The organism is Streptomyces sp. MS19, assembly GCF_047200595.1.
Classification (GTDB): domain Bacteria; phylum Actinomycetota; class Actinomycetes; order Streptomycetales; family Streptomycetaceae; genus Streptomyces.
This window is the reverse complement of record NZ_JBJZOH010000006.1, coordinates 42,326-54,629: the sequence shown is the minus strand read 5'-3', so window position 1 is coordinate 54,629 and position 12,304 is coordinate 42,326. Positions and strand designations below refer to the sequence as shown.

Sequence of the window (12,304 nt, the reverse complement as noted above, 5' to 3'; positions counted from 1 at the left end):
CCCGTTGCATGATGGAGTCATGACTCAGCCGAGGAACGAACCATCGCAGGAGAACGCCCAGATCCTCGTCGTGGGTCCGGACGGGATGGCGCTGAGCGGCGCGCCCGGCAAGGGCGGCGACGACGGCGACGAGGGCCGCACCGAGACCCCCGTGACCGAGATGGTGGAACAGCCGGCGAAGGTCATGCGGATCGGCAGCATGATCAAGCAGCTGCTTGAGGAGGTGAAGGCGGCGCCGCTGGACGAGGCCAGCCGCGCCCGCCTGGCCGAGATCCACGCCAGTTCCGTGAAGGAGCTGGAGGAGGGCCTCGCGCCCGAGCTGGTGCAGGAGCTGAGCCGCCTGTCGCTGCCCTTCACCGAGGACAACGTGCCGACGGAGGCCGAGCTGCGCATCGCCCAGGCGCAGCTGGTCGGCTGGCTCGAAGGGCTGTTCCACGGCATCCAGACGGCGCTGTTCGCGCAGCAGATGGCGGCGCGGGCGCAGCTGGAGCAGATGCGGCGCGCCCTGCCGCCCGGCACGATCCCGGACGACGCGGGCGACCAGGACCACGGCGGCCCCAGCCGCTCCGGCCCGTACCTCTGACGGCCGAACGGCACGCACCACCCCCGTCGCGCATGCGGCGGGGGTGTGTCACGGGCGGAGGGTGACGTGCCAGTCCCCCCGGGTGAGTGTGGTGCGGCCGTCCGGCCGGATGTGCGCCCGTGCCCCCCTCACGGGCAGTTCTCCGTGGAACAGCCAGTGGGCGCGGGCGTGTTCGAGGAGGTCCCACAGGCGCCGGGGGCCGCTCTGGTGCACGATGGGCCGGTCCCCGCCGAACCCTTCCGCCCTTGCCCACGACCCCTCAGCGTGCGTCATGACCGCGACGCGCTTGCCGTCCGGCCGTTCGCGGAACTCATGGGTGATGCCGGGTGCCGTCAGGCTGAGGAACGAGTCGAGGTCCCACGCCTGCGCGACGTCCACGACCGGGTACAGGCCGGCCGTCACGCTGTCCCCTTCCTCGGCGCGCGCGGCGGCGGCCAGTCCGCCGCCGGGCCCTGGCGGGTAGTCGCCGGGCCCGGTGCGGGCGTGCATGAACCCGGCCCTGTCCCACTCGACGCCGCCGACCGCGCCCCCGTGCGGTGTCTTCGTGGCGGTGACGATCAGGCTGGTCCCGGCGAGCGTGGTCACCAGACGCCCGCCGGTGCGCAGTGCGGTGAGCCAGGAGGCGGGAACGGTGCGGACGGCGACCGTCGAGACGATGCGGTCGTACGCGCCGGGGGCGCCGGGGAGGGTGCCGGTGGCGTCGCCGGTGAAGACGGCGGGGCGTAGCCCGATGGCGCCGAGCGAGGTGACGGCCGCCGTGGTGGTGGCCGGGTCCACGTCCATGCTGGTGACGTGTCCGGCGCCGACGCGCAGGCACGCGAGGGCGGTGCCGTAGCCGCTGCCGGTGCCGATGTCGAGTGTGCGCAGGCCCGGCGCGAGGCGGGCGTGGTCGAGCATCCGCACGGTGAGGCCGGGCAGGGTGGCGCTGGAGGTGGGGCGACCGGCCGGGCGCTCGCCGTCCTGCGCCTGGTCGGCGTGCCGGCCGGCCACGGCGGTGATCACGGACCGGTCGGAGTAGGCGATACGGGCCCAACGGCCGGTGTCGGCAGGGCCGTCACGCAACTCCCAGCCCTCACCGTCCCGTTCCCACCAGCGGGGCACGAAGGCATGCCGGGGAACCTGTGCCACGAGCGGGCGCCAGACCGACGTGTCATCGGCGACGGCGACGGCGAGCCGCGCCGCCGCTTCCTCCCAATTCACCGCTCTGCCTCCAGGGTTGTGATCACGATCGGTCGTTCCTTCCTCGTTCGGGTGAATCCGGCACGCGGATGCGGGTGCGCGGCCCTGACGCGACGGCCGCCTGCGGTGGGGGTGGGATGGACGGCGCGCCCGACGCCCCCACAACGGGGACGCGCCGTTCCTGCGGTCCGGGACCGAGCGAGGCACCGGACGGACAGGGGCTCTACAGCCCCTTGAGCGCCCTGAGATGCGCCTCGATCGCGGCATCCAACTCGACGTATCTGGCGATGAGTTCGGCCGACCTCGCGCGAAGATCCGCGCCCTCGTCAACGGGCTCGGCCTCGTCCGGCCGAGCCTCGGGGGGTTCGGGGGGAGATGTGCTCATGGCTCGCTCCGGAGCTTCCATAGCGGCATGGGGTGCCGACGCACACGGTGAGCAATGCGTCGCACCGTGTCGCCGGTTTGCCTAGAGTGCCCGCGCGGCCATCAATTCTGCAAGTCCTCACTATGAGGAAAATCAAGCTGTTGACTTCCTTTGCGAAACGAGGCATAAACTGCCTGCATAATGACGGCTGATGGCACCTCAGATGGGATGCAAGGGGGAGACATGGGTGACGTGGGATCGACCGTGCCTCGTCGGCAACTTGGACGGCATCTGCGCGAGCTTCGGATCGCCGCGCACATGACGCTCAAGACCGCAGCTCAAGTGCTTGAGTGGTCAGAAGCGAAGATGAGCCGGATTGAGTCGGGCCAGACCTCCGTGCGTGTGCATGACGCTCGGGCGATGTGTGCCGCATACGGCGCCGACCACGAACTCGCCGAAGCGCTGGTGGGACTGGCCCGCGAAACGAAAGCAAAAGGCTGGTGGCACGTCTATGACGATGTGATCCCGGATGGGTTCGATGTCTTCATCGGTCTGGAGCAGGGCGCCGACCGAATCGACTGGTATGAGACCGATCTGGTACCCGGTCTCTTCCAGACGCCGGAGTACCACCGCATCGTGCTCGCTGCGTGGGACGCGAACCTGCCCGCCGATGAGGTTGAGCGGAGGATCACCGTGCGAATGCAGCGGCAGGCGATCCTTACGCGTCCCATGCGGGCGGTCACTTTTCGGGTGGTCTTGAACGAGGGGGTTGTTCGGTACCCGATCGGTGGCGCGGCGGTCATGGCGGACCAGGTACGGCGGATCATAGAGCTATCGAACCGACCGAACGTGAGGCTTCGCGTGATCCAACCCGATGCGGGGATGCACCAGGGTCTGATGACGGGCCAGTTCGGCATCCTGAGATTTCCGTCCGGGAGGACCGTCGGCGAGCCCGCTACCGTGTACGCCGATGGCTACCTTGGCGACCTGTACTTGGACGGGGACGACCAGGTGGCACGCTACGCCAAGGCGTATGACGACATCTGGACCAAGGCACTGGACGAGCAGGCAAGTCGCAGTCTGCTCAAGGACGTAGCAGGGAGTTATGAACAACACTGAGGGTCAGTGGCGGAAGTCCAGCTATAGCAACGCGCAGAGCGCGTGCGTAGAGGTGTCGCCCGGTGGAGAGACGGCGACGGTCGGTGCCCGGGACACGAAGCACGAGGAACGCGGCCCCGAGTTGTGGGTGCCGTCCACGAGCTGGACCGCGTTCCTGCGCCTCGTAGCAGACCACCGCTGACCCTGTCGGCAACACGCCACCTCGCCCCCACGGCCATGCGGCCACAAGAATGGTCCGAGCGGCTGACTGCTGCGGCGCTGTCGAGCATCACGAAGAGTGAGGAACACATCGCATGATGCACGCATGCATAGAGAATGCTTCGACCCTGCGCGTCAGGTGGTGGAAGGCGAGCGCGTCGGGTGCGCAGTCGGACTGTGTCGAGTTCGGCGTCGTCAGCGGCGCGGTGGTTGCCGTACGGGACAGCAAGGTGCCGCACGGTCCGGCGCTGCTGTTCGGCCGTGAGCAGGTCGCCGGGCTGGTCGCGGCCCTCCGGTCCGAGCAGGTGTAGGCAGGGCTTCTCCCTCACGCGGCAGAAGTGCCCTCCGCCCGGGGGACCTGTCCCCCGGTGGTGGAAACCTCTGAGTCCGGCCCCGCCAGGGGCCGGACAGGAGGCATCTTTCATGGTGATGAAGGCCTACTCGCCCGAGTTCAAGGCGGACGCTGTCGCGCTGCACCTGTCGGACTCGGGCCGCACCTTTGAGGGCATCGGCAAGGTCCCCTGGTCCGGCCGGTGCCCCCGTGAAGAGACCGTCCCTCCCGATCCGCTCACCTCGATGCCCCCGAGGTCGAACCCGGACGCGGGCTCCTCCTGACCAGGGCGGTAGGTGGTGGCACGGCTGCGGTTCTCCCAGCCGATATGTCTTCGGATGGGTGGAGGACGGCTGCTCGCGCGGCCCAGGCGAGCGTGCTCTGGGATCACATCGAGCGGCGCGAAGTCGAAGTCCTCGTCCAGGGCCGTCGGCGCAGTCGCCGGAGCCACAGCGGCACTGGTCATCGTGATGCTGGTCATGGTGGTGCCCTTCCTTCCGTTGCGGATGGTGCGGGACCCTGGTCCGCGCGCCTACTGCCTGGCGGGCCAGGAGAGCGAGATCCGGCTGTGGACCTTCTCGATGACCCGGTCACCGGGGACCTGGTCGTCGGGAGTACCGGCCGGATAGACCCGGATGACCGGGCCGGGGCCGCCGCGGTGCTGGGCAGCCCAGTCACGCAGGTGACCGGCGAACACCGCGGCGAACTCGGCGGCGTCCGGGCCGAGAGCGTGCACGCCGTACTCCACGTGCTTGTTGTCCTCGGTGCGGCGGGTGGTGAGGTAGGCGAACGTCCGCCCCCGGCCGTCCACGGCGGCCAGGGTGAAGCCCTTGTTGGCCGGGGCCACGATGCCGGAGTCCAGCTCGGGGTCCACGGCCATGATGCAGAACCCCGGCAGCCGGATCGCCAGGTGCATCTGGAGGGTGTCCAGCAGCTCCCGCAGGCCGACCGTCACGCCGGTCCACATCTCGAACCGGGGGTGGGTGACCGCGTTGTCGAGCAGGCCCGGGTCGGACGGAAGGCCGTCATCGAACCGCAGCCCGATCTCCGGGGTGCCCGTGACCAGCAGCAACTCCTCGGCGTGCGCGGCGGAACCCTGCATGGCGACGAACCCGCAGATCTTCGCGGACTCGCTCTCCAGGTGGTCCCCGACGCGGGTGAACGCCACGGAGCGGGTCAGCCCGCGCATCCGCAGCGGCACCACCAGGCGCCCGCCCGGCTTGAGCTGGTCGATCCACGCCTGCGGAATGTCCCAGGCACCGACGGTCACCATCACCACGTCCACCGCCCCCAGACCCGGGATCGGTTCGGCGGCGTCGGCCGTGACGACGGTGACCCGGCTGTAGCCGTGTTCGTCCAGCAGCCGGCTGGCCCGGTCGGTGACCACGGGGTCGATGTCCACCGTGGTCACCGCACCCTCGGGACCCACGAGTTCGGCAAGGTACGCCGCGTTCAGCCCACCCGATCCGATCTCCAGCACACTCATCCCCGGCCGGACCCGGGCCTGCTCCAGCATCAGCGCCTGGACCTGCGGCGCGGACACGGAGCTCAGCTGCACCCCGTACTCGTCGGTCTTGGTGATCACCGCCGCGTACGGCGCGTACGCCTGCTCCAGGCTCGCCTCGGGAGCGAACTCGTGGCGGGGGACCGCGCGCATCACGGCCTCGACCTCGGGCGAAGTGATCCACCCTTCGGCTCGGAGGGTGTCCACCACACTGCCGCGCAGGCGGGTGGCGTCGATGGGCTCGACGGTCACATTGGTCATAAGGGGCAATTCCTCCACATTCATGTACTGGGGGTGCCTGATCGAAAACGGAAAGTGCCGCTCAGCCGGGAGGCTATCCGCTGAACCAGTGGACCGCCCACAGACCGTGCCCGGCTACCCCGCGAGGGTGACGACTCCCGTCCAACTGCCGCAGTCGAGCGCCGACTTCAGCCGAAGTCGGCCTCTCCCCCGACAGGTAACCGACCCGCTACTGTCAGGACCCGCGAAAGTGCCAGGGGCAGGGGGACAGATCAACCGTGCGCAACACCGCGCCGAACCAGCAGCTCGCCGCTCTCCTCCAAAATCTCGGCTGGTCGCTCAGCCGCCTCACCGATGCCATCAACCAGTTGCTCGGCCCGCGGTACGTCGCCCGCTCCACCGTCGCCGAATGGCTGGCCCGGGGGCGTATCCCTCGTGACCCGCTTCCGGCTGTCACCGCCCACGTCCTCGCCGAGGCCCTGGGCCACCCGGTTCCGCTCGAACAGCTCTGGGGACCAGGAGTCCGCTCCGTCAGCACATCCCGCGCGGACGACGGACTCCCCCTGCCCACTACGCCCGGCGCTACCGTGGAGACAGCCACGCAGTGGACCCGGGAGGGCGACATGGACCTCGACCGCCGCCATTTTCTCGCCATCAGCGGCGCGGCCCTCGCCCTCACCGGCCCGACCGCCGCCACCGCTCCGCGCACCGCCGCGGCGCCCGCCGCCGTCTTACACGGCCCGCTGGTCACCCCGGCGGTGGCCGAAGCGATCGACGCGACCGTGCAGGCCGTCCGCAGAATGGACGACGCCGAGGGCGGCGACCGCTCCACCCTCCGCCACGCGCACAAGCAGTTCGCGCTCGTCGCCGACCACGTACGCGCTGATCGGTTCAGTGACTCCGCCACCCGCACCCGCACGATGGGCCTGTGGGGGCAGCTTGCGCAGACGGTGGGGTGGATGGCGATGGACGCCGGTCTCCACGGGCTCGCGCAACGGTACTGGCGCACCGGGCTGACCGCCGCGCACGAAGCCGGTGATCCGGCGCTGGTCTCACACATCCACGGCTGCCTGACCTACCAGGCCATCAGCCGCAGCGAATTCCGTGACGCGCTCGACCTGGCGAACGCCAGTATCACCGCCGCCCGCGGCGCCCCGCCGTCAGTCCGAGCGCTGGCCGCCGCCCGGCACGCCCACGCCCACGCCGCCCTCGGCGACATCCACGGGCTTCGGCAGAGCACCGACGAGGCACGGCGTCACCTCACCCACCCCGACGCGCTGGCCAGCCGGCCCCCGTGGCTGTACTGGCTGACCGACCTGAGCGTCGTCACCGGCCAGTCACTCATCACCGCCGCGTTCGCCGACGGCGCCCCTGCCGACCGGAGGGCGGCCGGACTGCTGGAGGAAGCCGATCCCCTGATCACCGGCTGGCTGGGCACCCATGCCGAGCGGACCGAGGACCGTGACGCCCTGCTGCACGGCACCTGGCTGGCCCGCTCCTACCTCGCACGTGACGACCTCGATCAGACCCTCGTCACCGCCACTTCGCTGCTCCGGTACGCCACGACGGTGCGTTCCGCCCACGTCCGCAGCATCCTGGTGGACCTGGAGGCGGATCTCGCCCGTCGGCACGACCTGCGCGGCCACCGCGACACCCTCGCTCTCCGGGCCCAGCTCAGAGACCTCGCCTCCTACAAGTAGGCAGCGATCGAGGTCCTGGAGCGTATCCGCGTCGCTCGCGTGGGCGGTGGGCACCCCCGCACTCGCCCCGGGCACCTGATCGCCGACCGCGCGTACTCCTCGCGCAGGATCCGTGCCTACCTGCGTCGGCGGCAGATCCCGCACACCATTCCGGAGAAGCGTGACCAGGCCGGTCACCGGCTCCGCCGGGGGTCGGCAGGCGGACGCCCGCCCGGCTTCGACGCGGAACGGTACAAGAACCGCCACAAGTCGAGTGCCGGATCGGGCGCCTCAAACAGGCCCGAGGTGTCGCGACGCGTGACGACAAACTCGCCGTCCGATACGAGGCGACAGTCCAGCTCACCCTGATACGCCAGTCGTTGTGACACCTTGATCAACATTTCAGCCGTTGTCCAGAACTCAAGCGGCCGGGCGGAGGGCACTTCTGTTTCCGGACGGTGCCGGGCCGCCGGTGTGTCCGGTGTGTCAGCTCCAGGTCAGGAGCTTGCGCGGGTGTTCCAGGATTGTGGCGACGTCGGCCAGGACGCGGGAGCCCAACTCGCCGTCCACCAGGCGGTGGTCGAACGAGAGAGCCAGCGTCGTCACATGGCGCGGCTTCACCTTCCCCTTGTGCACCCACGGCTTCTCGCGGACCGCGCCGAGCGCGAGGATCGCGGACTCGCCCGGGTTCAGGATCGGCGTGCCCGTGTCGATGCCGAAGACGCCGATGTTGGTGATCGTCACCGTGCCGCCCCGCATGTCGGCGGGCTGCGTACGCCCCTCCCGCGCCGTGGCGACCAGGTCGCCCAGGGCGCGGGCCAGCTCCGGCAGGGTCTTGGCGCCCGCGTCCTTGATGTTCGGCACGATCAGGCCGCGCGGCGTGGCGGCGGCGATCCCCAGGTTGACGTAGTCCTTGTGGACGATCTCCTGGTTCGCCTCGTCCCAGGCCGCGTTGACCTCCGGGTGCCGCCGGATCGCGACCAGCAGGGCGCGGGCCACGATCAGCAGGAAGTTGACGCGCAGGCCCGCCAGGTCCTCGTCCTGCCGCAGCCGTTCGACGAGCCGCACCGTGCGCGTCACGTCCACCGTCACGAACTCGCTGACGTGCGGCGCCGTGAACGCGCTGTCCACCATCGCCTGCGCCGTCGCCCGCCGTACGCCCTTCACCGGCACGCGGCGTTCCCGCGCGGCGGTGTCCGTCCCGGGCGCCTCGGGCGCCTCGGGCTGCGCGGGGACGACCGCGGCGGCCGGGGCGGCCGCCGCGTGCACGTCCTCGCGGGTCACGGTGCCGTCGGGCCCCGTCGGCGTCACGGCCGCCAGGTCCACGCCCAGGTCCTTCGCCAGCTTCCGCACCGGCGGCTTCGCCAGCGGCCGGGCCGCGACGGGCTCCGGCTCCGGCTCGGGAACCCCCTCGGGCTCCCGTACGGGCGCCGCCGTCTTGCGCGGACGCCGCTTCGTCGCCCCGGGCGCCACCCCGTAGCCGACGAGCACCGGCTCCCGCTTCCCCCCGGCGGCCTCCGCCTCGCCCTCACCGGCGGACGGGTCGGTGTCCACGGTGATGATCGCCGTCCCGACGTCCACCGTCGCGCCCTCGGCGAAGTGCACCTCGCGCACCCGCCCGTCGTAGGGGATCGGCAGCTCGACCGCCGCCTTCGCGGTCTCCACCTCCACCACGACCTGGCCGTCGTTCACCATGTCGCCCGGCTGGACGAGCCACTTCAGGATCTCGGCCTCCGTCAGCCCCTCGCCCACGTCGGGCATCCGGAACTCCCGGTAGCGCTGTGCCGCAGCAGCCATCGTCACGACTCTCCTCAGTACGCCAAGGCGCGGTCAACGCCGTCCAGCACCCGGTCGAGCCCGGGAAGGTAGTCCTCCTCTATCCGCGCCGGCGGATAGGGCGAGTGGAAACCGCCCACCCGCAGCACGGGGGCCTCCAGATGGTAGAAGCACCGCTCGGTGATGCGCGCCGCGATCTCGGCGCCCGCGCCGAAGAACACCGGCGCCTCGTGCGCGACGACCAGGCGGCCCGTCTTCTCCACCGACCGCTGGATCGTGTCGAAGTCGATCGGCGAGACCGACCGCATGTCCACGACCTCAAGGGACGTGCCCTCCTCGGCCGCCGCGTCCGCCGCCTGGAGCGCGGTGCGCACGGTCGGCCCGTACGCCAGCAGCGTCAGGTCGGTGCCCTCGCGGACGACGCGCGCCGCGTGCAGCGGGCCCGGGATGCCGGACGCGTCCACGTCCGCCTTGTCCCAGTAGCGCGCCTTCGGCTCGAAGAAGATCACCGGATCATCGCACTCGATGGCCTGCCGCAGCATCCAGTACGCGTCGGACGCGTTCGAGGGCGCCACGACCTTCAGTCCCGGCACGTGCGCGAACAGCGCCTCGGGCGACTCGCTGTGGTGCTCCACCGCGCCGATGCCGCCGCCGAACGGGATGCGGATGACGACCGGCAGCTTCACCTTGCCGAGCGCGCGGGCGTGCATCTTCGCGAGCTGCGTGACGATCTGGTCGTACGCCGGGAAGACGAAGCCGTCGAACTGGATCTCCGCCACCGGCCGGTAGCCGCGCAGCGCCAGCCCGATCGCCGTGCCGACGATCCCGGACTCGGCGAGCGGCGTGTCGATGACGCGGCCCTCGCCGAAATCCTTCTGGAGCCCGTCCGTGACGCGGAAGACGCCGCCGAGCTTGCCGACGTCCTCGCCCATCACCAGGACCTTGGGGTCGGCTTCCAGGGCGGTGCGCAGCGCGGCGTTGACGGCCTTGGCGAGGGGGAGCCGTTCGGGGGCCATGTCAGTTCACCTCGTCGTGGTCGTCGGCGAAGGAGGCGTGGTACGCGGCGAACTGCGCGCGCTCCTCGTCCACCAGGCTGTGCCCGTCCGCGTACGCGTGCTCGAACGCGGACATCGGGTCCGGGTCCGGCATCGTCCTGATGGCCTCCTTGACGCGCCGCGCGAGCGCGTCGCTCTCCTCGTCGAGCCCGGCGAACCACGCCGCGTCCGCCGCGCCCGTCAGCTCCAGGTGGCGCCGCAGCCGCAGCAGCGGGTCCTTGGCCTCCCAGGCCGCCAGCTCGTCGTCGCTGCGGTAGCGCGTCGGGTCGTCCGACGTGGTGTGCGCGCCCATGCGGTACGTGAACGCCTCCACGAGCATCGGCCCCTGACCCGAACGGGCGTGCTCGGCGGCGGCGCGCGTGACCGCGAGGACGGCCAGCACGTCGTTCCCGTCCACCCGCACGCCCGGGAAGCCGTACCCGGCGGCGCGCTGGTAGAGCGGCACGCGGGTCTGCCGCTCGGTGGGCTCGGAGATGGCCCACTGGTTGTTCTGGCAGAAGAACACGACCGGCGCGTTGTAGACGGCCGCGAACGTGAACGCCTCCGCCACGTCGCCCTGGCTGGACGCGCCGTCGCCGAAGTACGCCAGCACGGCGGCGTCCGCGCCGTCCTTGGCGACGCCCATCGCGTACCCGGCCGCGTGCAGGGTCTGCGAGCCGATCACGATGGTGTAGAGGTGGAAGTTGTTGCTGTTCGGGTCCCAGCCGCCGTGGTTGACCCCGCGGAACATGCCCAGCAGCAGCGTCGGGTCCACGCCCCGGCACCAGGCCACGCCGTGCTCGCGGTACGTGGGGAAGACGTAGTCGTCGGGGCGCAGCGCCCGGCCCGAGCCGATCTGCGCGGCCTCCTGGCCCAGCAGCGACGGCCACAGGCCCAGCTCGCCCTGCCGCTGGAGGGCGGTCGCCTCCGCGTCGAACCGCCGGGTCAGCGCCATGTCGCGGTACAGGCCCCGCAGCGCCTCGGCGTCGATGTCGAGCGAGTAGTCCGGGTGTTCGACCCGCTCGCCCTCGGGGGTCAGCAGCTGCACCATGCCGTCGAGCGGCTGACGGGACGACGTGCGCCGGGTGGTGCCCCGGGTGGTGCTCCGGTTCGTGCTCCGGCGCGGCTTGCCGCGCGCGGCTGTGCTCTCCACGGTCACTCGTGCTCCTCCGTCGGTCCGGCCCCCGGGGTCCGCCGGGGAGCCAGTGCGGCTCGCCCGGTCCCGCACGGCGCACGGGGGTGGGTGCGGCGTCCGGAACCGAGCGGGTTCCTGTTGTCCCGTCTCCGTCCCGTCCGACCGCCTCATGAGAGCACGGTATCCATTCGGTCCACAAGCCACGAAAACGGCCCTGACCTGCGGATTTACTGTGATGTCCAAGTACTTTCCCGCCCGGTCGTGCGGCGGGTGGACGGGCGTGCGGCGTGACGTGCGGCAAGGTGGACGGATCGGCGCTGGTCCAAGCACTGGTCCCAGGCTCGCAGCGCCGCGGGACCCTTGCACGTTAACCCGGCCAACCGGGTCCCGGGAAGGTTCGCGGCACGGTCGCGCGACGCGTACGGCGGGCGTGCCAGGGGGCGCGCGGGGCGAATTGTGTGAGACTGAACACGTGCCGGAAGACGGAAAAATCAGGGTATTCCTCCTGGACGACCACGAGGTCGTCCGGCGCGGCGTGCGCGAGCTGCTGGCCATGGAACCGGACATCGAGGTCGTCGGCGAGGCCGGGACCGCCGCCGAGGCGCTCGCCCGCGTCCCCGCGGCGCGCCCGGACGTGGCGGTGCTCGACGTGCGGCTGCCGGACGGCACGGGCGTCGAGGTGTGCCGCGACATCAGGTCGCGCGACGAGTCGATCCGCTGCCTGATGCTCACCTCGTACGCGGACGACGAGGCGCTGTTCGACGCGATCATGGCGGGCGCGTCCGGGTACGTGCTCAAGGCGATCAGGAGCAGCGAGCTGCTGTCGGCCGTGCGCGACGTGGCGGCCGGCAAATCGCTGCTCGACCCGGACGCCACCCGCCGCGTACTCGAACGCCTGCGCGGCGGCCAGGGCGCCCCGGGCGCGGCGGGCGGCGACGAACGGCTGGCGCGGCTCACCGAGCAGGAGCGCCGCATCCTCGACCTCATCGGCGACGGCCTCACCAACCGCGCCATCGGCGAGGAACTGCATCTCGCCGAGAAGACGATCAAGAACTACGTGTCCAGCGTCCTCGCCAAGCTCGGCATGGAACGCCGCTCCCAGGCCGCCGCATACGTCGCCCGCCTGCAAGCCGAACGCAAGGACTGACCGGCGGGGACTGAC

Annotated in this window: 13 protein-coding genes and 1 pseudogene; 8 read left to right on the top strand and 6 right to left on the bottom strand. The window is 71.1% G+C overall.

The features are described 5' to 3' along the window. The first annotated feature begins 19 nt into the window (after positions 1-19). Entirely contained in the window at positions 20-583 is a 564-nt protein-coding gene (locus ACL02R_RS08460; protein WP_412796245.1) for a bacterial proteasome activator family protein, read from the top strand. A gap of 48 nt (positions 584-631) precedes the next feature. Here ACL02R_RS08460 and ACL02R_RS08455 read toward each other — a convergent pair whose 3' ends face one another. Together ACL02R_RS08455 and ACL02R_RS08450 are read right to left on the bottom strand one after the other, a co-directional pair. Next, positions 632-1,783 carry a methyltransferase domain-containing protein gene (locus ACL02R_RS08455; protein WP_412796244.1) on the bottom strand — a complete coding sequence of 384 codons (1,152 nt, stop codon included), beginning with the start codon at positions 1,781-1,783 and terminating at the stop codon, positions 632-634. A gap of 202 nt (positions 1,784-1,985) precedes the next feature. Next, a complete protein-coding gene (locus ACL02R_RS08450; RefSeq protein ID WP_412796243.1) occupies positions 1,986-2,147 on the bottom strand; it encodes a hypothetical protein in 162 nt (53 codons plus the stop codon). A 222-nt stretch (positions 2,148-2,369) separates the two neighbouring features. Between ACL02R_RS08450 and ACL02R_RS08445 the strand changes: the two genes are divergently transcribed. The 4 genes from ACL02R_RS08445 (at position 2,370) to ACL02R_RS08430 (ending at position 4,058) form a co-directional block, all read left to right on the top strand. Further along, on the top strand, positions 2,370-3,245 hold the full coding sequence (locus tag ACL02R_RS08445; protein WP_412796242.1) for a helix-turn-helix domain-containing protein: 876 nt from the start codon (positions 2,370-2,372) through the stop codon (positions 3,243-3,245). Further along, entirely contained in the window at positions 3,232-3,426 is a 195-nt protein-coding gene (locus ACL02R_RS08440; RefSeq protein ID WP_412796241.1) for a DUF397 domain-containing protein, read from the top strand. The genes ACL02R_RS08445 and ACL02R_RS08440 overlap by 14 nt, the downstream gene beginning before the upstream one ends. A 112-nt stretch (positions 3,427-3,538) precedes the next feature. Next, complete coding sequence (locus ACL02R_RS08435; protein WP_412796240.1) at positions 3,539-3,754, top strand: DUF397 domain-containing protein; 216 nt, start codon at positions 3,539-3,541, stop codon at positions 3,752-3,754. Positions 3,755-3,866: 112 nt separating this feature from the next. Next, the gene (locus tag ACL02R_RS08430; protein WP_412796426.1) at positions 3,867-4,058 is read left to right on the top strand and encodes a hypothetical protein; all 192 of its coding nucleotides are present in this window, start codon (positions 3,867-3,869) and stop codon (positions 4,056-4,058) included. 248 nt (positions 4,059-4,306) lie between these two features. Here the strand turns inward: ACL02R_RS08430 and fxlM are convergent, their stop codons facing one another. Further along, the gene (gene fxlM / locus ACL02R_RS08425; RefSeq protein ID WP_412796239.1) at positions 4,307-5,539 is read right to left on the bottom strand and encodes a methyltransferase, FxLD system; all 1,233 of its coding nucleotides are present in this window, start codon (positions 5,537-5,539) and stop codon (positions 4,307-4,309) included. A gap of 257 nt (positions 5,540-5,796) precedes the next feature. Here fxlM and ACL02R_RS08420 point away from each other — a divergent pair, with 257 nt between their 5' ends. Together ACL02R_RS08420 and ACL02R_RS08415 are read left to right on the top strand one after the other, a co-directional pair. Beyond that, positions 5,797-7,218 (top strand): hypothetical protein, encoded by a 1,422-nt coding sequence (locus ACL02R_RS08420; protein WP_412796238.1) that lies wholly within the window; start codon positions 5,797-5,799, stop codon positions 7,216-7,218. Between the two features lie 12 nt (positions 7,219-7,230). After that, positions 7,231-7,583: pseudogene (locus tag ACL02R_RS08415) on the top strand (transposase); the annotation flags it as partial. A 100-nt stretch (positions 7,584-7,683) separates the two neighbouring features. Here ACL02R_RS08415 and ACL02R_RS08410 read toward each other — a convergent pair. The 3 genes from ACL02R_RS08410 to pdhA are packed head-to-tail and all read right to left on the bottom strand — an operon-like array spanning position 7,684 to position 11,166. Further along, positions 7,684-8,994 carry a dihydrolipoamide acetyltransferase family protein gene (locus tag ACL02R_RS08410; RefSeq protein ID WP_412796237.1) on the bottom strand — a complete coding sequence of 437 codons (1,311 nt, stop codon included), beginning with the start codon at positions 8,992-8,994 and terminating at the stop codon, positions 7,684-7,686. 14 nt (positions 8,995-9,008) lie between these two features. After that, the gene (locus ACL02R_RS08405; RefSeq protein WP_412796236.1) at positions 9,009-9,989 is read right to left on the bottom strand and encodes an alpha-ketoacid dehydrogenase subunit beta; all 981 of its coding nucleotides are present in this window, start codon (positions 9,987-9,989) and stop codon (positions 9,009-9,011) included. A gap of 1 nt (position 9,990) precedes the next feature. Further along, entirely contained in the window at positions 9,991-11,166 is a 1,176-nt protein-coding gene (pdhA, locus tag ACL02R_RS08400) for a pyruvate dehydrogenase (acetyl-transferring) E1 component subunit alpha (RefSeq protein WP_412796235.1), read from the bottom strand. 448 nt (positions 11,167-11,614) lie between these two features. On the opposite strand from pdhA, the gene ACL02R_RS08395 reads away from it, so the two are divergent. After that, entirely contained in the window at positions 11,615-12,289 is a 675-nt protein-coding gene (locus ACL02R_RS08395) for a response regulator (RefSeq protein WP_412796234.1), read from the top strand. Positions 12,290-12,304: the final 15 nt, after the last annotated feature.

Bases quoted from the DNA above. Each gene is read 5' to 3' on its own strand.
- ACL02R_RS08450 (WP_412796243.1), bottom strand. From the start codon at position 2,147: ATGAGCACATCTCCCCCCGAACCCCCCGAGGCTCGGCCGGACGAGGCC.
- ACL02R_RS08435 (WP_412796240.1), top strand. From the start codon at position 3,539: ATGATGCACGCATGCATAGAGAATGCTTCGACCCTGCGCGTCAGGTGG.
- ACL02R_RS08440 (WP_412796241.1), top strand. From the start codon at position 3,232: ATGAACAACACTGAGGGTCAGTGGCGGAAGTCCAGCTATAGCAACGCG.
- ACL02R_RS08445 (WP_412796242.1), top strand. From the start codon at position 2,370: ATGGGTGACGTGGGATCGACCGTGCCTCGTCGGCAACTTGGACGGCAT.
- ACL02R_RS08460 (WP_412796245.1), top strand. From the start codon at position 20: ATGACTCAGCCGAGGAACGAACCATCGCAGGAGAACGCCCAGATCCTC.
- ACL02R_RS08410 (WP_412796237.1), bottom strand. From the start codon at position 8,994: ATGGCTGCTGCGGCACAGCGCTACCGGGAGTTCCGGATGCCCGACGTG.
- ACL02R_RS08430 (WP_412796426.1), top strand. From the start codon at position 3,867: ATGGTGATGAAGGCCTACTCGCCCGAGTTCAAGGCGGACGCTGTCGCG.
- ACL02R_RS08405 (WP_412796236.1), bottom strand. From the start codon at position 9,989: ATGGCCCCCGAACGGCTCCCCCTCGCCAAGGCCGTCAACGCCGCGCTG.
- fxlM (WP_412796239.1), bottom strand. From the start codon at position 5,539: ATGACCAATGTGACCGTCGAGCCCATCGACGCCACCCGCCTGCGCGGC.